Consider the following 20518-nt stretch of genomic DNA (forward strand, 5'->3'; position numbering starts at 1 on the left):
GCCTCGGCGCCGGGCGCCCGGGCGGCCTTCGCCGCGAGACCCACGTCCACGCGGGCGGTGTCCGGCAGCGGGTACACGGTTTCCTCTGGGCCGTCGATGCTGTCGGCGACGAGTCGCACGGACTGGTCGGCCGCCACGACGACCGGTGCCTTCGCGTACCGCTCCGCCGGCACCGAGGCGCGGGCGCCCGTCTCCAGCAGGATGCCGCAGGCCGCGACGATCAGCGCCGACATCATCAGCGCGACGAACGTGCCCGCGAACGACGCAGGTTTGAAGCGTACGGCCGCGCGAGCGAGGCCGTTCGGGGCGAGGCTCCTCATGCCGCGACCCCTGCCATCGCGTCCGTACGGTCGGCGAGCATCGCCATCCGCGCCGCGATCTGCTCCGCCGAACCGCCCTCCAGGCCGTCGACGAAGATGCCGTCGGCGAGGAACAGCACGCGGTCGGCCCAGGCGGCCGCGGTCGGGTCGTGGGTGACCATGACGACGGTGGCGCCGAGGGTGTCCACCGCGTGCCGGAGCAGGCCGAGGACCTCTGCGGCGGTGCCGGTGTCGAGGGCGCCGGTGGGCTCGTCGGCGAAGATCACGTCGGGGCTTGTGACCAGGGCGCGGGCGACGGCCACGCGCTGCTGCTGGCCGCCGGAGAGCTCGCCGGGCCTGCGCCGCGCCTTGTCGGTGAGCCCGACCTGCGCGAGCACCGCGGCTGCCCGGCGGCGGTCCTGGCGCTGCCCGGCGAGGCGCAGTGGCAGCAGGACGTTCTGCTCCACGGTCAGCGACGGCAGCAGGTTGAACGCCTGGAAGACGAAGCCGAGGCGGCTGCGGCGGAGTTCGGTGAGCTTGTTCTCGCTCATTCCGGTGATCTCCGTACCGCCGAGGCGCACGGATCCCGCCGACGGCCGGTCGAGCCCGGCCGCGCACTGCAGGAAGGTGGACTTGCCGGACCCGGACGGGCCCATGACCGCGGTGAACGTACCGCGCGGAAGGGCGAGGTCGACACCCGCGAGGGCGTGCACGGAGCCGGCGCCGCGGCCGTACTGCCGCCGGACACCGCGCAGTTCGACGGCGAGACCGGGTGTGGTGGGCGGGACCTCCGGTCGGTCGTCCGTCTTCTGCCGCTTGCCGTTGCGTAGCTTCATGTTCCGCCCTCTCGCGATCTTCTCGTGCCTACGAGGTGGAGAGTGCGGGGACGGCTGCGCACCGGGCGTCATACCCAGGAGCCAATGTGGAGGTGCTACCGGGGTAGGGGGTGGAGGAGGGGCAGGGCCCGCCGGGTGCCACTTCCCGAGGCTCAGGGGTGAAGTCCCGGGCCTGTCTGTCGGAGGCGGGTCGCCCTGGCCGTCGCCGATACGGCGTGCATGGGGTTTCGCCCCGCTGCAGCCGTGCGCCAGGGTCCAGGACGGAGCACCAGCGAGGACGCCGCCTCGCTGAGTGGGATGGGAAGGGCCGCCTGCGCCGTCCGGGGTCAGGGAGCGAGCCCGTCCGTGACTCAGACCGCGACCCACCGACGCGCTTCAGGGACACCGGAACCGGCTGGTCGGGAACGTCGCCACGCACCGTACGGGCGCCAAGGCCGCAGGCCCCTCCGCCTCCGCCTCCGATGGCGATGTGCCCGGGGCGCGGGCAGCGGCCCCGGCGAGGGCCGTCCTACTCCCCCGGGGCCACCAGCCCCGATTCGTACGCGAAGACCACCGCCTGGGCACGGTCGCGCAGGTCGAGCTTGGTGAGGACGCGGCTCACGTGCGTCTTCACCGTCTGCTCGGCCAGCACCAGCGTCTCCGCGATCTCCGTGTTGGACTGGCCGCGGGCCACCAGGGTGAGGACCTCGGTCTCGCGTTCCGTCAGGGCCTTGAGCCGCAGCGCGGGCTTGCCCCGGGTGGCGGGACGTTGCCGGGCGAAGTCCGCGATGAGGCGGCGCGTCACGGAGGGGGCCAGCAGCGCGTCGCCGGAGGCCACGACGCGTACCGCCGCGATGAGGTCGGCCGGCGGCGCGTCCTTGAGCAGGAAGCCGCTCGCGCCCGCCCGCAGCGCCTCGTAGACGTAGTCGTCGACGTCGAACGTGGTGAGCATCAGGACACGCGGCCGGTGTGTCACGCCCGGCGGGGGCGCGAGGAGGCGGCGCGCGGCCTCCAGGCCGTCCATCTCCGGCATACGGACGTCCATCAGCACGACGTCGGGATGGGTGCTCCGGCTCAGCTCGACGCCCTGCGCACCGTCGGGGGCCTCGCCCACCACGTCGATGTCGCTCTGGGCGGCCAGCAGCGCGGCGAAGCCGGCCCGCACCATGGCCTGGTCGTCGACGATGATGACGCGCGTGGGCGTGCTCACGTGAAGTCCTTTTCGGTCAGGGGAAGTTGGGCGGCCACCCGGAAGCCGCCGTCCGGCAGCGGACCCGCGTCGAGGGTGCCGCCGACAAGCCGTACCCGCTCGCGCATGCCGACGAGGCCGTGCCCGGTGCCGCCCTCTTCGAGCGGCGCGGCGGGCGGCTGGGGCGACGGGCCGTTGACCACTAGGACGGTGAGCCGCGCACTGTCCTCCGAACGGCACTCCGCCGCCGGCTCCGACATCGGCTCCGGCTCCGGCTCCGGCTCCGGCTGCGACACCGACACAGACACCTGTGTCGGAGCACTGGGGGCGTGCCGCACGACGTTCGCGAGGGCCTCCTGGACGATGCGGTACGCGGAGAGGCCCACCGCCTCGGGCACGTCGGCGTCGCAGGGGGTGAACTCCACCGGCACGCCCGCCCTCGCCGTCGCCTCCACCAGCTGCCCGATCCGCGTCAGGCCCGGCTGGGGCACGAGTTCGCCGTTCGCCTCCTCGTTCCGCAGCACGCCGAGGAGCCGTCGCATCTCGCCGAGCGACTCGCGCGAGGTCGCCGCGATGGACGTGAACTCCTCCTGCACGTCCGGCGGCAGCCGTTCGAGGCGGTACGCAGCGGTGTCCGCCTGCACCGTGATGACGGACATGTGGTGTGCCACCACGTCGTGCAGCTCGCGCGCGATGCGGGCGCGTTCCTCCAGCAGCGTCCGCCGGTCGCGCTCGGCCTCGCTGATCGTCTCCTGCTCGGCCAGCCTGCGCTGCGCGTCGTACCGTTCGCGGAGCGCACCTCCGAGCACGAGTACGACGCCGCTGAGAATGGTGAGCAGTACGTTCATGGCGCTCGTGCCGTTGGGCGCGAAAAACCCCAGGGCGACGTTCACGCCCGCCGTGGCCAGCCACACCAGCAGCAGCGTCCGGCGCGGTTCGCGCAGGCCGAGGGCGAGGCAGAGGCCGACGTACCCGACGATCTCCATGGGCGGGAACGGCCACAGGAGCTGCTCCTTGAAGTCGACGGTGAGCAGGGCGAGCGCCCCGGCCACGTCAGCGGCGAAGATCACGTACCAGGCCTGCAGCGGGCGGACGACGGCGAGCAGCAGCGGTGCCGCCTGTGCGACGGCAAGCGCGCTTGCGAGGCCGCCGTTCAGGCCGTAGTCGGCGGTGAGCACCTGGATGGTGGTGGGCAGCAGGGCGACGCTCAGTACGAACGCCACGGCCCACGGCAGCAGCCGTACCCACCGACGCGAAGCCCCCGCGAGCAGCGCGCGCGGGGGTTCCTCCTCCACTGCGGTCATGGGCCCCAGCCTATGTGAGGTGGGATGGCGTCAGCGGGCGCGCGACTGCCAGGCCCGCTCGACGGAACCGCAGTCACCGAGACCGCCGAACCAGTGAACGTCCCCCGTCGGCGCGCAGCGGTTCTCCCACGTCGTGCATGTGCCGCAGCGCCTGGCGGTAGGAGTCGATGAGGCCGGTCTCCGCGTAGGGGATACCGAGGTCCCGGCAGTGGGCCTTCACCATGGACTGGGCGAGCCTCAGGTGGGGGCGGGGCATGCTGGGGAACAGGTGGTGCTCGATCTGGTAGTTGAGGCCGCCGAGGAACCAGTCGGTGAGCACGCCGCCCCTGACATTGCGGGAGGTGAGGACCTGCCGACGCAGGTGTCCCCACTTCTCACCGCCGGGGTCGGGCATGTCCATCCCCTTGTGGTTGGGCGCGAAGGCCATGCCCAGGTGCAGCCCGAACAGGGCTTGGTGGAGCGCGGCGAAGGCGAGTGCGTGCGCGAGCGGCATGGTCGTCAGGAGCAGGGTGACGTACCCGGCGATGTGGGCGACAAGGAGCGTGCCCTCCACCAGGCGCTCACGGCCCCTCTGGCGGCGCAGGTCCTGGAAGCCGTGGAGCTTCAGGGCGAGGCCTTCGAGGAGGGTGAGGGGGAAGAAGAGCCATGCCTGGTGGCGGGTGAGCCAACCGCGGAAGCCCGTGCGGGTGGTGGCCTGCTCGCTGGTGAAGACAAGGACGTCGGCGGCGACGTCAGGGTCCTTGTCGATGTGATTGGGGTTGGCGTGATGGCGGTTGTGCTTGTCGTTCCACCACGCGTAGCTCATGCCGAGCAGCAGGTTGCCGTGGACGAGTCCGATGCGGCGGTTCGTGACGCGGCTGCCGCTGATCTGGGCATGGCCCGCGTCATGGCCGATGAACGCCGTGCGGGCGCACAGGACGGCGAGGACGGGGGCGAGAGCCACCACCCACCACGAATCGCCGATGAGTGCCATGCCGGTGACGACGGCGGCCAGGCCGAGCGCGTTGGTCGCTATCGTGCGTGCGTACCAGCCGGCGCGCCGGTCGAGCAGCTCTTGTTCCTTGACGTCGCGCAGCAGGGGCGTGAACTCGCTGCCCGTGTCCGGTGGGGACTGCCTCGCTGCGGCCTTCTCGGGGTGCGGCAGGGCGGTTTCGCCGGCCAAGGACATGGTTGTGCTCCTGTGTTCGGTGGATTGGTGGATTGGTGTCGATGCGGCGCGTGGCTCGCTGGCCCGGCCTGAAATGACGTACGGGTCACCGGTGTTGGCGGGCCATGGAGCCATCACCCGGCCGATCGGGGGCTGCAGGCTGAAGGGGTATGCATCGCTCACACCGGCAGCGCGAAGTAGGCGAAGCCCGCCGCCAGCACGCCCGCCACCGCGCGGCGGGTCCTGCCGGTGCGGTCCCAAGGGGTCTCGAAGGGCCGGGCGAACTTCGCGATCGCCACGAGCAGCCCGGCGAAGAGCGGCATCCAGGCCATCCGCGCCAGGATCCAGCCGGCCGTGTCCGGCGCGGTGGTCAGGCCGGGGATCTCTCCGAAGTAGGAGGCGGGGACCGCGGCGGCGAGCATCGCCGTCTGGTGCCAGCACAGGATCGTCATCGCCGACAGGTTGATGACCACCACCGGGGCCCAGAGGACAGGGCGCCGGAGCAGCCGGGCCAGCCGGTCGCGCAGCAGGATCGCCGCACCGGACTGGATGGCGGCAAGCGCCAGGACGAGCAGGGACGGCGGGTGCGAGTTGGTACGGGACGCGCCGGGCACGCCCACCATCGACGCCGGGTAGTGGAAGGCGAGCAGCAGCGTGGCGAACAGGGCCGCGCCGCCCGCGAACAGCAGCCACGCCTCGCGGCGGCCCAGCCGTTTGTCCGCCCAGGACACGCCCAGTTGGTAGGCGAACATCCAGCCCGGGAGCAGATTGAGCAGACTCACCCAGGACGGCATCGCATCCGCGTACGGGCCGTATCGCAGGAAGTCGACCACCGCGACCGAGCCGAGCAGCGGCGCCGCGGACCGGAAACCGAAGCGCTGCGAGGCGCGGACGCAGTACGGCGTGAGGGCCGTGATCACGGCGTAGACGCCGACGAACCACAGGGGCTGGACGACCAGTGTCGACGCGGTGTGCAGGGTGGCGGTCGGCACGCCGAGGCCGTAGTGGAGGGCGGGAAGCAGCAGCGCCCACACGGCGGTGACGCCGAGGACCGGGCGGCCCAGGCGGGTGAGCCGGCCGGTGGTCCACTCGCGGGCCGAGCCCTTGCGGCGCCGGTAGGAGTGGTACGAGGAGTAGCCGCCGACCAGGAAGAAGATGCCCAGCAGTTGGAGGAACCAGCCGACCGGGGCCAGCACGCCGAACGTGGCCAGCGGGCCGGCGTTGTGCAGGCCGCCGCCGGTGTCCAGGGTGAAGCCGCCGAGCAGCCAGTGGCCGGTCGGGACGGCCAGGAGCGCCAGCGCGCGCAGGCCGTCGATGGCCCGGTCGCGGTGGGCGGGGGTCCGGCCGTCGATCGTGGCGGTGAGCCTCGCGAGCTTCGTGGGGGCCTTCATCACAGGTCTCCGCCGGCGATCGCCGCGAACGCGGTCAGGGTGGAGGTGCCGGGGGTGAAGTACTCGTCGTGCGCCGGGACGTCGTCGGCGGGCAGGACGGTCGCGCCGAAGTCGGGCGAGGTGGGGTCAGCGCCGTGGCCCAGGCCCAGAACCTCGACATTGGGGACGCGGTCGATCCAGTCGTCCGGGGACTTCGCCGCCCAGACGTGGGCGTCGGTGCCGAGTGCGGTGACGTCGTCGGCGCGCATGCCGGGCGAGCCCATGACGACGATGTCACTCGCGTCGATGTCGGGGGCGGCGAGGCCGCAGACCACCGAGCCGTAGCTGTGGCAGAAGAGGGAGGGATCGGGGAGGCCGGCCGCGTCCAGGCCCTCGGTGAAACGGGTGAGGCGCTCGGCGCCGGTCTCGGCGAGCCGGCCCGTCGCCAGGTCGGGGCCGATGCCGGAGGGGGTGGTGTAGCCGGCCCAGGCGATGACGGCCGTATCATCGCCCGCCTCCTCCTGGAGGTCGGCGGCCGACTGTGCCGTACGGTCGAACGTCGAGATGTCGATGTCCGAGCCGGGGACGAGCACCGAGACGTGAGTGGCCTGCTCCAGGTCGCCGACGACCTGCGCGATCAGGCCGCGGTCGCGCGGGTCGTACGCCAGAATCTGTTCGCCTGCCGGGGAGTTGGCCTCGTAACGGAGGCTGACGGGGACGCCGTCGAGGTTGCCCACCACGGTGGGGTGGTCCTCGACGAGTCGCCGCTGCTGAGAGTCGGTCAGGTCGGCGAAGAAGACGGCCACTTCGGACGGGGTGGCCGTGTTGGGGTCCGGTAAATCCTTGCCCAGAGAGTCGTCCGCCAGCCAGGCGGCGGTGCCGGGGAGCGGACCGCTCAGCGCGCTCTCGCTGCTCTCCGAGGCCCAGCCTGCCGTGCTGCCGACCAGCAGTGTGGTCAGTACGGCCTTGGTCAGGGCCTTCCTGAAGCGGCGCATGCGTGCGTCTCCCTCTGTCTCGTCCGTGGTGACGGGGAGGAAGGTAGGAAGACGGTTGAGGGTGACGCGTCACCCTGGGGAGCCAAGTCGGGAGTGATACCCCGGTAGGGGGTGGGCTAGGTGCCGGGACGAGCTTGGCGGCGGCACCGAGGCGTTCGGTTCAATTCCCGGTCGACCCGGTCGACCGGCTCGGCCTGGTGGAGCGGGCGTACTCCGTGGGGGTCTGGCCGTAGCGCTTCTTGAAGGCCCGGATGAAGTGGCTGCTGTCGGCGAACTGCCAGTGGGCGGCGAGTTCCGAGACGCTCGGCCGGCCCGGCCCGGCGGTGAGAGCGAGGCGGGCCTCCTCCAGGCGCCGGTCGCGGATGTAGGTGGTCACCGACTCCCCCACCGCGGCGAACGCCCGCTGCAAAGTGCGTACGGAGACACGCAGTTCACGCGCCAGCATCGCCGGGGACAGCTCAGGATCGGCGAGGTGACTGTCCGCGAGGTCCTTCGCGGCCCGCGCGAGCGAAGGGGCCAGTAAGGGCTCTGTGTCGTCGAACCGGCTCTGCGCCACCGCCTTGGCGAGCTCGATGAGGGTGCTGTGGGCGGCGTGCACACCGGCCGGGCTCAGGTCGGCGATGGTCTCGTGGACCATGTTCGCGTGCGCCCCCAACAGCCGTACCTCGGCAGAGTCGACCAGTCCGGTGATGGTCCGGTTCCCGAGCAGTGGTCCGAGCATCGCGGTGGGCAGGAAGAGGATCTTCGCCGTGGTGTGCGGCGCTGTTTCGAAGGCCGACGGGTGTCCGAAGTGCCGAAGGAGGAACTGCCCGGCCGACACGGTGTGCGCGTCACGATCGCGCGGGCCGTCCAACGCCCATGCGCCCTGCCGCACCACGTACATGCGCACCAGATCCTCGTCGCCGCGTGGGGCGCCCACGGTCCGGGTGCCCGACGCGCCGTGGAGGTCGGCGATCGTCACGTCGCTCAGCCTGGCGGCGCGGCCCTTGACCCGGAAGTCACCGATCGTGGCGGGGCTGAAGGCGGGCAGCCTGAAGCCGCCGCCGAGTTGTGTCTCCCACCCGCGCCGGAAGGCGTCGAGTCCTCGCGATGCGGCGCCCGGGACCGTGGAGTCCAGGTGGAACGCCCCGTGCGACACGTCGGCCGTCGTTCCGTGTAACGCCCCGTTCGACACATCGGCCCTCGTTCCCGTGCTCATCGCCCGTCGATCCCCCCTCGCATGAGTTGCTCCAACGCCCGCCTGTGGCACGGATGTTCCGTCCGAATGCCGCTGTGGTTCGAGAGCGTGGCGTGTTGACCTTCCTGGACTTCGGCAGGAGGAGCAAAACCCCGACGGTTCCCGGCGTGGCGCCTACTCGTCGTCGCGGTGTCGGTCACCGCGGGCCCCGACCAGTTGACGGCACTCCGCGGCGCGGATGAAGGACATGCTCGTCCGCTGATCGAAAGTCAGTGGATGAGAGTCAGTGGATGGGAGTCAGTGGATGTGCCCGCCGGTGCCTGCAACGATGCGTGCGACGACGGAAGGGAAGGCCCGTTCATGGAACAGGCGTTGGACCGCGCCTCGTTGGGCGACTTCCTGCGTGCCCGGCGGGAGGCGCTGCAGCCGGAGGACGTGGGGCTGCGCCGCGGAACGCGTCGGCGCGCCCGCGGGCTGCGCAGGGAGGAAGCGGCCGAGCTGTGCGACATGTCGTCCGACTACTTCGCCCGCCTGGAACGTGGCAGTGGGCCGCAGCCGTCGCAGCGGATGGCGGCGGCCATCGCCCGCGGGCCGGGCCTCACCCCGGACGAACGCGATCACCTGTTTTTGTGCGGGCACCGCACGCCCCAGCGGCTGCCGCGCAGCGAGCACGTCGACCCCGGACTGATGCGCATCCTCGACCGGCTTCAGGACACCCCGGCACAGATCATGGGCCCCCTCGGCGAGACATTGCTGCAGACGCCTCCCGCCGTGGCCCTGCTCGGTGAACAGACCCACTCCGGTGACGCGCGCAGCGCCGCCTACCGCTGGTTCACCGATCCGGCCGCCCGTGAGCGGTATCTCCCCGACGACCACGAACTCAGCAGCCGGGTCAACGTCGTGCTCCTGCGGGCGGCGTCGACGAAGGAGGGACCCGGGTCACAGGCCTCCCGTCTGGTGGCGAGTCTGCTGCGGCTCAGCGGGGAGTTCGCGTCGCTGTGGGACCGGCAGGAGGTCGGTCTGCGCTGGAGCAAGGCCAGACGGTTCGTCCACCCGGAGGTCGGGCGCATCGACCTGTTCTGCCAGAACCTGCGGGACCCCGGCCAGTCGCAGTCCCTGCTCATCCTCACCGCGACGCCCGGCACCGAGAGCCACGACAAGCTGGCCCTGCTGAACGTCCTCGGCGCGGACGGCTTCCCCACCGACTGACGCCCGAGATGCCCCGCCTCACCGGCCCCTCGCCTCCTCCCCGTTGCGGCGAGCTACCCCTTGCGGCGGGTCGCGACCAGCGGCAGGTGCTTGATCCCCGCGATGAAGTTCGAGTGCAGGTGCTCCGGTTCACCCGCCGGCTCGAAGTGCTCGAACTGGGCGAAGAGTTCCTGGAAGAACTCCTCCAACGTGATCCTCACCAGGGCATGGCCGAGGCAGAAGTGCGGGCCGACGCCGAAGGCCAGGTGCCGCCGGGCGTTGCGGCGTACGTCGAAGGTGTACGGGTCCGGGAACACGCTCGCGTCCCGGTTCGCCGAGCCGATCCACGCGGCGACCGCCTCACCCGCGCGGACCGTGACCTTGCCGAGTTGGACGTCGTGCGTGGCGTAGCGGATGAAGTGGCTGGTCGGTGAGGACCAGCGCAGCGCTTCCTCGATCCCGCTGTCCAGCAGCTCCGGGTACTCGGCCCAGTCGGCGTACGTGCCGGTGGCGGTCAACTCGGCCAGGGCCGCGTTCGGTACGTGCGGTGTCGTGACGTTCGCGCCGAGCAGCAGGCTGTAGCAGTTCGAGACGATCTCGCCCGCGGTCAGCGGTCCTCCGCCGTCTTCAAAGTCCATCGTGGACAGTACGTCGATCAGGTCGCCGGTGCCGCCGCCCCGGCGCTTGGCCACGGCGTCCTGCAAGCAGGCGAACAACTCCCGGTGTGCCCGGTGCAGGGTGGCTTGCGGACCCTCCGGCCGTACGAACTCGGGGTCGTCCGGCGCGACGGCCTGAGTGGTGAGGAACGTCAGGTGGGACCAGTCGTCGCGGTCGAGGCCCATGAGTGTCCCGATCACCGCCATCGGCAACTGGCCGGTCAGCGCGGCGAAGTCGAACGGTTCACCGTCGACGACCCCGGTGAACAGACGCCGGACCTCGTCGCGGATCACTCCACGATGCCCCTCCACCGCACGGCCGTTGAGCGCGCGCTGGACCGGTGAGCGCATGCGTGTGTGCCGTGGCGGATCGGTCGCGGGAAGTTGCTTCCCGCCGGCCGGGTCCTTCTTCCCCAACAGGTTCAGCAGCGTGCCGTGTTCGGAGGTGAACGCCGTGTGGTCCCGTAACACTCGCGCGACGTCGTCGAAGGCCGTCGCCGACCAGAAGCCCAGGTCCGGGCGTAACTGCTGCCAGTGCACAGGGTCGTGGGTGCGCATGGCGAGCCAGATGGCATGTGGGTCACCCTCCGCGTGCAGAAGGGGGTCGACCAGGTCCACCTTGTCCAGGTCGATCGCTTCGTCTCCGGTCGGGTGTGTCAGTCGCATGCCCTGTCTCCCTCATGGTCTTCGTCGGATGACTCGATGGACGGTTCGGTGGATAGTCCGGTGGAGGATCCGGTGTGCACGGCGACCGTTTCGGCCAGCCCCGCCACCGTGGGGTTCTCGAAGAACAAGCGGGCCGCCGGTACGTCGACCGCCAGTTCGCCGCGGAGTCGGGCGAGGACGTCCGCGGCGATGAGTGAGTTGCCGCCGATGGCGAAGAAGTCGTCGTGGATACCGACCTGTTCGACCGCCAGAACATCGGCGAAGACATCGGCCAGCTTCGTCTCGACCGGCGTCCTCGGGGGCTCGTACGCCGTGTCAGTGGCGCGCGGCACGAGCTTCGGCGCCGGCAACGCCGTACGGTCGATCTTGCCCGCCCGGGTCAGCGGGAACTCGGGGACCACCGTGATCGCGACGGGGACCATGTGCCGCGGCAACCGGTGGCGGAGCGCCCGCCGCAGTTCGGTGGCCAGGTCGGCCTGGTTCTCGACCGGAAGGTCCGGGAGTTCCGGGTGTTCCGTGACGACATAGGCGACGAGGACCTTCTCGCCCGGCGTGACGTCCTCCCGGGCGATCACGACGGCCTCCGACACACCCGGCTGGTCGGTCAGCGCGGCCACGATCTCGCCGGGCTCGATCCGATGGCCGGCGATCTTCACCTGGTCGTCGACGCGGCCCCGGAACTCCATCACGCCGCTCCAGTCTCGGCGGACCACATCCCCGACCCGGTACATCCGCTCGCCGGGCACGAACGGATCCGGCAGGAACCGCTGTTCCGTCAGCTCCGGGCGGTGCAGATAGCCGCGCGCGAGTCCGGATCCGCCGGTGTACAGCTCGCCCCACTCCTCCTCGGGAACCGGCCGCAGGCCCTCGTCCAGGATGTACACGCGCGTACCGGCGATCGGCGTCCCGATCGGAACCGTCCCGCTGACCTGGCGGGTGACCGTGTGGGATGTCGTGAAGCAGGTGTTCTCCGTCGGGCCGTAGCCGTTGACCATCCGGACCTTCGGGTGGGCACGGCGTACGCGGTTGACGTGGGCCGGTGACAACACGTCCCCGCCGGCGACGAGTTGGCGAAGCCCGCCGAAGCTGTCCACGTGGCGGTCCACCATGCGGTGGAACAGCCCGGCGGTCAGCCACAGGGTCGTGACCCTCTCCCGCCGGAGGCACTCCGCCAGTTCGGGCAGCGACAAGGGGCCGGGCGGGTGGATGACCAGGCAGCCACCGTTCAGCAGGGCTCCCCAGATCTCGAACTCGGAGGGGTCGAACGTCAGCGCACAGAGTTGGAGAAAGATCTGATCAGGGCCGAACTCGATCCACTCGGTGTCGTGCACGAGCCGGACCACGCCACGGTGCGGCACGGCCACCGCCTTCGGATGACCGGTCGAGCCCGAGGTGTAGCGCACGTACGCCAGCCCCTCGGCCGACCTGCCGGGCGGAAGTGGCGTGGCACCAGGAACCTCGGGTCCCTCCACATCTCGCACGGTCACGTCCACATCGAGCACGGTCACGTCGAGATGGGGCAATTGACCGCGGACGGGCCGGTGGGTGAGCAGGACACGGGCGTCCGCATGGTCGAGCATGAACCGGAGCCGCAGGGCGGGCTCGTCCGGATGCAACGGCAGATACGCGGCTCCCGCCTTCAGCACACCGAGCAGAGCGACGATCATCTCGAAGGAACGCTCGACGCATACGCCGACGACGTCCTCCGGCCCGACGCCGATGTCCCGCAGCCGGTGGGCCAGGTGTTCGGCCCGCAGATCCAACTGCCGATAGGTCATCTCCTCACCGCGGAAGCGCAGCGCCGTCGCATTGGGCGCGCGCCGCACCTGATCGGCGAACAGCTCCGTGATCGTGACGTCCTTCATCGGCATCCCCCGCTTCATCGGTGTCCCTGCCCTCACGGACGAAGTCGGCGCGGCCGGTCGGATGAGGTTGTCGCACCGCCGACTCAACCAGCGGCCGACCCAAGGGCACATGCTCCGGTGATGCGGGTCCATACGCGTGCGTACGCGCACCTGGACGTCGGGAGTGGCTGCCACCCGACACTTGGCAGGCCTCACATACACCCCACTTGGACCACCAACTCGTGGCGCGGATGTTCTGTTCGGATGCCGCTGTGGTTCAAGTGCCTGGCGTGCCGGTCGGCCTAGGCTCCGGTGGTAGGGCAAACCGGAGCGGCTCTGGGCCCTGTTGCATACGAAAGACGAGAGACACGTGAACCAAAAGAGTCCCACCGGCATAGCTGCCATCGCTCGTGCCCGTACCGGCTCAGGCACGGACATACTGAGCGAGGCCATCGGCAGCGTGCGGATCGGGCGGGCCCAGGCATGCCGGGTCAGGCAATCGGGCTCTTGGGGCATGCGGTTCCCCGCCTTCGCGGGCAGCGGGTTCCACATCCTCCTGCGGGGCAGTGGCTGGCTGATCCCGGCAACCGGGCGGCCACGCGCACTCAAGGCGGGCGATGTCGTCCTCACCCCGTTCGGTGCCGAACTCGGGTTCAGTCACGCGCCAGGCCTGCTCAAGGACTTGCCCCTGGCGGCAGAGGTCGTGAGCGAGGGTCCACACAGTCCCGATCCGCACAGTCTTGATCCGAGTTGCCCCGATCCGAGCAGTCCCGATCCGGCCGACGTCGAGTTCCTCTGCGGCGCGTACTGGCTCGACCACGGACAAGTACACCCGTACTTACGAGCGTTGCCCGAGCTCCTCGTGGTCTCGCCGGGCCATGACCGCGCCCTGCAACTGCGGTTGCTGGCCGATCTGCTGGCCGTGGACGTGTCCGACGCGCCACCGGGCAGTGGGGCGACCCGCCCCGCACTCCTGGACCTGCTGCTGACCCACGCCCTGCGCCAGTGGCTGGAGCAGAATCGCGACGCGGACCGGCCGGAGACCGACGATCCCGCCATCGCCGTCGCGTTGCGCGAGATCCATACGAGCCTGCACAAGCCGTGGACGGTGGAGCAGCTCGGCAAGACCGTGGGAATGTCGCGGACCGCTTTCACCAAGCGATTCACCGCGATGGTCGGAAAGCCGCCCATGACGTACCTGACCGGCCGGCGCCTGAGCCACGGAGCCCGTCTGCTCCGGGAGACCAAGGCACCGCTGGCCACGATCGCCCGTCAGGTCGGTTACTCGACGGAATTCGCGTTCGGAGCCGCTTTCCGCCGTGAGTACGGCATTTCACCCGGCCGCTTCCGCGATCTGGAGTCCCGCCGGGCCTGTGACGCCTGAACCGGGCGATGCGGGCCGGCCAGGCTCAGGCGAGGAGGGTTCCGTGGGCGGTGATGACCACTGATCCTTCGACCTCGACCGTGTCCAGTTGGCTGCTGTTGCCCTCTGCCCTGGCGAACATCCGTGACGGGCGGCCCATCTCCACTCCTTGGACGATCTCGATCCTCGTTCCGAACGGGACGAGTCCGTAGCGCGCGAGATGCACCGCGAGCGGGCCGGCGGCCGATCCCGTACCCGCGTCCTCGCTCACGCCGTAGGCCGGGGAGAACATCCGCATCCGCCAGTGTTCCCCCGAGCCCTCAGAACTCCCGGAGCGCGTAAAGCAGATGGCGGCCATGTCCGGGTGTCGCGCCAGCGTACGCAGATCAGGCTGGACCCGGCCGAGGGCCGCTTCGCTCTCGACTCCGACGTAGACGTGCCGGGGCCCGTTGCGGTAGGCGTCCACCGGCAGGGTCGAGGATTCGAGGCCGAGCGCGTCGAGGAGGTCGCCCTGCCGCGCGTACGACTCCCGGACCGGGATCGGCTGGCGCATGGCCGCCGTGACGGTCCGGTCGCTTCGGTGGCTGAAGTCGACCGGGATGGTGCCGCCCGCGGTTTCGAGTCGTAGCCGGTCCACCTCCGTGGACACGGCGAGCACCGCGGCGGTGCCCAGTACCGGGTGCCCGGCGAACGGCAGTTCGTTGATCGGGGTGAAGATACGGACCCGCCGGTCCCCGTCGGCCCGGGCGGGCAGGACGAACGTCGTCTCCGAGAGGTTCATCTCCCGGGCGATCAGCTGCATCCTCTCGGCGGGGATACCGACCGCGTCCGGGAAGACGGCCAGCGGGTTGCCCTGAAGGGCGACCGTGGTGAACACGTCGACGATCACGTACTGGTGCATGGTGGGTTCAGTCTCCTGCCGCTGCTCTGCCTGCCTGGGCCCCGAACACGAGTGCCTGGCCGATCGTCGCGCCGGTGCCCGGATAGGCGGACCCGAACGGGCCGGCGGCGACGTTTCCCGCGGCGTACAGCCCTGGCACGGCCGCCCCGTCGTCGCGCAGCACACGCCCGTCGGGATCGGTACGCGGGCCGCCGCTGGTTCCGCCGAGTCCGGGACGTACCGGCACGGCGTAGAAGGGTGGTGCGTACAGGGGCCCCAACGTCGGGTGGACGGCGCCGGGATCGCCCATGACACCGTCGTAGGGGTTCGCTCCTCGGTCGAAGTCCGGGTCCTCGCCGGCTGCCGCCGCCCAGTTGAAGCGGCTGATCGTCTTGGCGAGCGCGTCGCCCGGGACGTCGATGAGACGCGCCAACTCCGGCAGTGTGCACGCGCGTTGCAGCCAGTCCGGGTCGGGGTCGGCGGGGCGGACCGGGCCGATCGGATAGCGGCGGCGGTGGGCGGCGTCGACGATCAGCCATGACGGTTCGGTCGGGTGCAGCGATCGGCCGACCTCGTGGTAGTTCCGGGCCTCGTTGGTGAACCGGTGACCGTCGCAGTCGACCAGCACGGCACCGGGGCGCGCACGCTCGGCGAGGAGTATCCGGTGCACGGGTTCGTCGTCGATCGCGTCGCCGGGTATCCGGATCGTCGGGCACCACCAGGCCTGCCCCGTGTTGTGCAGCGTAGCCCCGGCGGCGACGGCCATGCGCAGGCCGTCACCACGGGCACCGGGTGCTCCGGTGAGACCGGCGATCGGGCCGCCGAGAAATCGCCGGACGAGCACCTCGTCGCGTTCGAAGCCGCCCGTCGCGAGTACGACCCGTCCGGCGAGCAGTGTGCCGTCGACCGCCACACCGGTGCCGAGGAACCTCGTTGCTCTGGCGTGCGTGCGGATGGTGACGCCCGCGTCGACGGCGGCCGTGAGCAGTGCCGCCACCAGCGCCTGCCCCGCGGTGTGTGTTCCGGCCTGCCGGCGCTGCTCGATGAGGTCGGGTGCGGCTTTGCCGGTGAGGAGTTCGGTGAGGGTCGCCCGCGACCGCCAGGGCAGAGCGGCTCGCACCAGAGCGGCGACCCGCGGTGGAGCGCGGAACGGCCGTGGTTCGAGCGACCGCCCGGCCCCGTACCCGCCCGGCAACGTGCCGTGGCAGTCCGGTACGGGAAGGGTGGCCCAGCGCAGTGGTGTCTTCATCTCAAGCCACTCGGCCACGCGCGGCGCCTCGTCGACGAAGCGGTCGGACATGGCGGTGTCCGCGGCCCCGAACCCGTGCCCATGCCCGAACCCGTGCCCGTACTCGTGCCCGTTCTCGTCGGATCGGCCGAGGGCACTCAGATATGTACGGGCGCGCTGCGGGCTGTCCTCGGCGGCGAGCGGCAGGTGGTTGTCGGGCAGCCAGGCCGCCCCGCTGGACAGGGCGGTGGTGCCGCCGATCGTCGGCGTCGCCTCGACGACGGTGACCTCGGCGCCCGACTCCCGTGCGGACAGGGCCGCGGCCAGCCCCGCCGCGCCCGAGCCGACGACGACCACCGAGGTCATGCCGCCTCGCCGTCGGTGGGGATCCCGCCCCTCTTGACGACCGGCACCTCGATGCCCAGAGCCCGCATCTGCTCGCAGGGATTCATGAACTCCCTTATCTCCGCGATCTTTCCGTTGTCGAGGCGGAACGAGTGGATGAAGTGGTTGCGGTAGTGGCCCGGCGGATAGTGGGGGAAGATGATCTGCCCTTCACCGTCGCACTCGACCCACATCCGGTTGGGGTCCTGCGTCTCGAAGATCTCGACGTTGGTCCAGCGCCAGTCGGGGAAACACTCGAGCGACCACGCGGCCATCAGGTACAGGTTCTCCCGTCCCGTGACGGCGGCCGGTTGTCCGGTGTCGGTGGTCCAGAGGCCGCCTCGCGCGTCCTCGGTGAAGAGGTGGTGGCGTTCGAGCCTCGCCGGGCCTTCCGTCATGTCCAGGTACCGCTGCACCGTGGCCCGGTTGGTGCGGCGGAGTTCGGAGTCGTTGTCGACCCACTCCTGGGGCCTCGTGTGTTGGGTCATGGTCGGTCTCCTCGGTGGCGGGTCGGGCATGTGTCAGGCCAGCGTCTCGTCGATGCGCGCGGCGAAGAGGGCGGGGCCGTTGCGGGTCAGCACCGACTCGGCGTGGAACTGCAGGGAGGCGAAGCCGGGTCCGCGCAGTGCGTACACCTCGCCGGTGCCTGCGTCCCGACTGACCTCCACCGGGCCGACACCGGGCACGTCGAGCTTGTCGGTGTCACTGTGCGCGGCGAACGTGTTGTAGAAGCCCACCGTCTCGTTCTCGCCGAACAACTCGATCTCGCGTTGCGTGCCCTGGTGCGGCACGGCGCCGCGGCGCATGTCCAAACCAAGTACCAGACTGAGCAGTTGGTGGCTCAGACACACGGCGAGGAACGGCTTCCGACCGGCCAGCAGTGCTTCGATCGCCCCGCGGAGGTGGGAGTTCCTGGGATCGTCGGCGTCTCGGGGGTCGCCCGGCCCAGGACCCAGCACCACGAGATCGTCCGCCTCCCACGAGTACGGTTCGTCCCAGCGCCGGACGGTCACCGTCAGGCCCAGTGAGCGGAGTTGCGCGGCGATCATCGCGGTGAACATGTCCTCGGCGTCCACCACCAGGACCCGGCGCGAGGAGGACACGGGCGTCGGCGGTGTGTGTTCGGCGGCGAGCCAGAACCCAGCCAGTCCACGTCGCCGACGCTGAAGCACGTCCCGTACGTAGGGATGCTCGCCGAGCGGGCGAAGGCGGCCGGGTCCGGGGCGGGCCGCGGCCCCCGGACCGGTGGACATGACTCGGAGCAGGGTCGCCGCCTTGGCGCGGGTCTCCGCCGCCTCGGCCGCCGGATCAGAGTGCCGTACGAGCGTGGCGCCGACACCGATCCCGACCCGGCCTGCCATGCCGACATCCGCCGTACGGATCAAGATGGCCGAGTCGAGGCGGTGGCCGCCTGTGAGGTCGCGGCCGATCAGCGCGGCGACCCCGCCGTAGTAACCGCGCCCTGCCGGCTCGTACCGGCTGATGACCCGGCATGCGCTGGCCAGCGGGCTGCCGGTCACCGTGGGCGCGAACATCGTCTCCGACAGGATGTCCAGCGGGTGCCGCCGGGAACGGCCCGTGATGAGGTACTCCGTGTGGGCCAGCCGCGCCATCTCCTTGAGCCGCGGCCCCAGGACCTGAACACCGCCGCCGTCGCAGACGCGGGCCATCATCTTCAGTTCCTCGTCGAGCACCATGTGCAGCTCGTCGGATTCCTTGTGACTGTCCAGGAACGACATCAGCCCGGCGAGGGTGGCGCCGTCCTCGGGATAGCGGTACGTGCCGCTGATCGGGTTCATCACCGCGTCACCGTCGTGCAGGCTGACGTGGCGTTCCGGTGTAGCGCCGACGAAGGTTCGTGTGCCGGTGTGGATGAGGAAAGTCCAGTACGCGCCGGACTCCTGTTCGCACAGTCGGCGGAAGACGGCGCGTGCCACGTCGAGGTCGTATTCGGCGATACGCCCGGCGAAGCGTCGGCCGAGTACGAAGTTCGAGCCCGCGCCCCGCCCGATCTCGTCGCTGACGATCCGTTCGACGGTACGGGCGTAGGTGTCGTCGTCGGTGTCGAAGTGTCCGTCGCCGAGCCGGACCGGGACCTCGGGGATGCGTCGGAGCAGATCGTGCAGCGGCACCACCGCCTGCTCGGTGATCAGCATCGCGATCAGCGGCGCCCCGTCGTCGACACAGTCGAGGCCACGTTCGCGGAGCTGCCGGTAGGGGATGACCGTCAGGACCTGATGCCCCTGGCCGTCTTCGGTGCCCTCTTCGGCCACCGGGACATCGGCGAGCCTGTCCGGCATGGTCAACTCGCCTGTCAGTACGTCGAGTTGATGTGGTCCGGTTCGTTCCGGGCGGTGCAGCAGCGCGAACGGGGGTGGCTCCGCTGCCAGCACCCGGCGGAGCAGACCTGACGTACCGGTCACGGCAGGACGTCCTCCGCGGTGACCACGACAGCGCATTTCCGCGCGGCGTACTCCAGGGCGAATCGATGGTCCCGTGCCGAGAAGTCGGCGACCGCGTCGGCCACGAGGAATGGCTGGACGTCGTTGCTGAACGCGTCGACCGCGCTGGCCAGGACGCCTATGTGGGCGTACACCCCGCAGATGACGAGCTGATCGGCGTCATGCCGGCGCAGCCATGTCAGTAACTCGGTTCGAAAGAAGGCGCTGTACCGCCACTTCGTGAACACCCCGTCCCGCGGCCCGGGTTGGAGTGGTTCGGGCACGTCACGGTCGGCCGGCGCGGCTGCCATTCCGGCACCCCAGAAGTCGGCGAGCAGACCGCGCTGCGACGGGTCCATGCCACCGGGCTGCATCGTGTACGCCACCGGCATGCCCAGTGCCCGGCACCGGTCCAGTACCGAGGCCGTGTTCCGCACGAGCTGTCTGCTCATGGTTTCGGAGAAAGGGCGCAGGAAGTACCGCTGCATGTCATGTATCAACAACGCGCCGCGCCGGGGATCGACCGTCCAGTCGGCCACGTTCTTCGGCAGCTCCGCCGGTGTCGGCAACGGGTACGGCTCGATGTCCGCGATGCCAGCCATGCTGAATTCCTTTTCGGCTTACGGCGGTTCGGCCGGGGTGGCTCGTGACGTTGCACGTTCTGCGGTGCCCCGGCGACGACTACGACGGCCTACGCAACCACCGCCTCGCGCCCCACAGCCATACGCGAAAGGCCGGAATCCATACGCGTCTGAGCCTGATGTACAGCCACCCAGGCCAGTGAGCAGAGTTGGCTACTAACTGATCAGAAGTTGGCTGAACAGCCGGCCGAGTTCACGCGTACAGTGCGGCATCAAGGCTGAAGATCATCTGACCGGCCCGGACGTCTGGAACCTGCCCAGTCCTGGCTTGGGACACGCACGGGATCCGCGTCCATTCCCAGTCCAATCCCACGAACACGTTCAGAAATTGCTCTGGAGACACACCTGATGAAGCTAGCCAAGCGGCTTGTCCTCACCACCACGGCTCTCGCCACTGTCACCGCCGCCACGCTCATAGGCGCGACGGTCGGCCCGGCGGCGGCTTCGCAGCCCGCCCGCACCGGCGTCGAGGTTCCCGACGCGCTGAAGGTCCCGGACGGCAACCGGCTCACCGGCGTCTTCTCCGCCGAAGGCGTCCAGACCTACACCTGCACCGACGGCGCCTGGAAGCTGCTGGAGCCCGCCGCCACCCTGTGGGTCAAGAAGGACCACTCCCGCCGCACGGTCGCCCTCCACTCCCGCGGCCCCGTCTGGGTGTCCACGGTGGACGGCAGCGCCGTCAACGCCGCCGCCGTTGCCACCTCCCCCAAGGCCGGCACCATCCCCGAGCTCCTCCTGAAGTCCACCGCCACTCGCGGCACCGGGGTCTTCGCCGACGTCTCCTACATCCAGCGGCTCAACACCGCCGGCGGCGTCGCTCCCACCACCGCCTGCACCGGCACCGACCAGACGAGCGTCCCGTACTCCGCCACCTACACGTTCTACAAGCCCGCCAAGTGATGCGGTAGGCGGCAACGGCAGTGGCCCCTGG

Annotated in this window: 17 protein-coding genes and 1 pseudogene; 3 read left to right on the forward strand and 15 right to left on the reverse strand. The window is 70.4% G+C overall.

The window, feature by feature from the left end:
- From AOK17_RS34975 to AOK17_RS35010, 8 genes and pseudogenes are all read right to left on the reverse strand, one after another.
- Nucleotides 1-320: pseudogene (locus AOK17_RS34975) on the reverse strand (ABC transporter permease); the annotation flags it as partial.
- The gene (locus AOK17_RS34980) at nt 317-1135 is read right to left on the reverse strand and encodes an ABC transporter ATP-binding protein (protein ID WP_055616616.1); all 819 of its coding nucleotides are present in this window, start codon (nt 1133-1135) and stop codon (nt 317-319) included. The pseudogene AOK17_RS34975 and the gene AOK17_RS34980, both read right to left, overlap by 4 nt.
- A 508-nt stretch (nt 1136-1643) precedes the next feature.
- Nucleotides 1644-2324, reverse strand: coding sequence for a response regulator (locus AOK17_RS34985; RefSeq protein WP_169801974.1), 681 nt, complete (start codon nt 2322-2324; stop codon nt 1644-1646).
- The gene (locus AOK17_RS34990; protein WP_055616617.1) at nt 2321-3607 is read right to left on the reverse strand and encodes a sensor histidine kinase; all 1287 of its coding nucleotides are present in this window, start codon (nt 3605-3607) and stop codon (nt 2321-2323) included. Before AOK17_RS34990 ends, AOK17_RS34985 begins: the two co-directional genes overlap by 4 nt.
- Nucleotides 3608-3680: 73 nt before the next feature.
- Nucleotides 3681-4775: a fatty acid desaturase family protein gene (locus AOK17_RS34995; protein WP_245697562.1), complete on the reverse strand. Its 1095-nt coding sequence runs from the start codon at nt 4773-4775 to the stop codon at nt 3681-3683.
- Nucleotides 4776-4933: 158 nt separating this feature from the next.
- Complete coding sequence (locus AOK17_RS35000; protein WP_055616618.1) at nt 4934-6145, reverse strand: acyltransferase family protein; 1212 nt, start codon at nt 6143-6145, stop codon at nt 4934-4936.
- Nucleotides 6145-7119: an alpha/beta hydrolase gene (locus AOK17_RS35005; protein ID WP_055616619.1), complete on the reverse strand. Its 975-nt coding sequence runs from the start codon at nt 7117-7119 to the stop codon at nt 6145-6147. The genes AOK17_RS35000 and AOK17_RS35005 overlap by 1 nt, the downstream gene beginning before the upstream one ends.
- Before the next feature lie 160 nt (nt 7120-7279).
- The gene (locus tag AOK17_RS35010) at nt 7280-8317 is read right to left on the reverse strand and encodes a helix-turn-helix domain-containing protein (RefSeq protein ID WP_079053449.1); all 1038 of its coding nucleotides are present in this window, start codon (nt 8315-8317) and stop codon (nt 7280-7282) included.
- Nucleotides 8318-8656: 339 nt separating this feature from the next.
- Between AOK17_RS35010 and AOK17_RS35015 the strand changes: the two genes are divergently transcribed.
- The gene (locus AOK17_RS35015) at nt 8657-9505 is read left to right on the forward strand and encodes a helix-turn-helix transcriptional regulator (RefSeq protein WP_055616620.1); all 849 of its coding nucleotides are present in this window, start codon (nt 8657-8659) and stop codon (nt 9503-9505) included.
- A 53-nt stretch (nt 9506-9558) separates the two neighbouring features.
- On the opposite strand, the gene AOK17_RS35020 is transcribed toward AOK17_RS35015, so the two are convergent.
- Together AOK17_RS35020 and AOK17_RS35025 are read right to left on the reverse strand one after the other, a co-directional pair.
- Complete coding sequence (locus tag AOK17_RS35020; RefSeq protein ID WP_055616621.1) at nt 9559-10806, reverse strand: cytochrome P450; 1248 nt, start codon at nt 10804-10806, stop codon at nt 9559-9561.
- Nucleotides 10797-12677: a non-ribosomal peptide synthetase gene (locus AOK17_RS35025; RefSeq protein ID WP_055616622.1), complete on the reverse strand. Its 1881-nt coding sequence runs from the start codon at nt 12675-12677 to the stop codon at nt 10797-10799. Before AOK17_RS35025 ends, AOK17_RS35020 begins: the two co-directional genes overlap by 10 nt.
- A 412-nt stretch (nt 12678-13089) precedes the next feature.
- Between AOK17_RS35025 and AOK17_RS35030 the strand changes: the two genes are divergently transcribed.
- Nucleotides 13090-14034: a cupin domain-containing protein gene (locus AOK17_RS35030; RefSeq protein ID WP_425424661.1), complete on the forward strand. Its 945-nt coding sequence runs from the start codon at nt 13090-13092 to the stop codon at nt 14032-14034.
- 25 nt (nt 14035-14059) lie between these two features.
- Here AOK17_RS35030 and AOK17_RS35035 read toward each other — a convergent pair whose 3' ends face one another.
- Genes AOK17_RS35035 through AOK17_RS35055 form a run of 5 tightly spaced genes read right to left on the reverse strand, consistent with a single transcriptional unit; the run spans nt 14060 to nt 19548 of the window.
- Nucleotides 14060-14914 carry a PhzF family phenazine biosynthesis protein gene (locus AOK17_RS35035; protein ID WP_055616623.1) on the reverse strand — a complete coding sequence of 285 codons (855 nt, stop codon included), beginning with the start codon at nt 14912-14914 and terminating at the stop codon, nt 14060-14062.
- 7 nt (nt 14915-14921) lie between these two features.
- On the reverse strand, nt 14922-16487 hold the full coding sequence (locus tag AOK17_RS35040) for an FAD-dependent oxidoreductase (RefSeq protein WP_055616624.1): 1566 nt from the start codon (nt 16485-16487) through the stop codon (nt 14922-14924).
- Complete coding sequence (locus tag AOK17_RS35045; RefSeq protein ID WP_055616625.1) at nt 16484-16993, reverse strand: PhzA/PhzB family protein; 510 nt, start codon at nt 16991-16993, stop codon at nt 16484-16486. Before AOK17_RS35045 ends, AOK17_RS35040 begins: the two co-directional genes overlap by 4 nt.
- Before the next feature lie 33 nt (nt 16994-17026).
- Nucleotides 17027-18964: an anthranilate synthase family protein gene (locus AOK17_RS35050; protein WP_055616626.1), complete on the reverse strand. Its 1938-nt coding sequence runs from the start codon at nt 18962-18964 to the stop codon at nt 17027-17029.
- Nucleotides 18925-19548 (reverse strand): isochorismatase family protein, encoded by a 624-nt coding sequence (locus AOK17_RS35055; protein ID WP_055616627.1) that lies wholly within the window; start codon nt 19546-19548, stop codon nt 18925-18927. The genes AOK17_RS35050 and AOK17_RS35055 overlap by 40 nt, the downstream gene beginning before the upstream one ends.
- Nucleotides 19549-19935: 387 nt before the next feature.
- Here AOK17_RS35055 and AOK17_RS35060 point away from each other — a divergent pair, with 387 nt between their 5' ends.
- Nucleotides 19936-20487, forward strand: a complete 552-nt coding sequence (locus AOK17_RS35060) for a DUF3455 domain-containing protein (RefSeq protein ID WP_055616628.1) — start codon at nt 19936-19938, stop codon at nt 20485-20487.
- Nucleotides 20488-20518 lie beyond the last annotated feature (31 nt).

Source organism: Streptomyces phaeochromogenes (assembly GCF_001418655.1).
Taxonomy (GTDB): Bacteria; Actinomycetota; Actinomycetes; order Streptomycetales; family Streptomycetaceae; genus Streptomyces; species Streptomyces phaeochromogenes.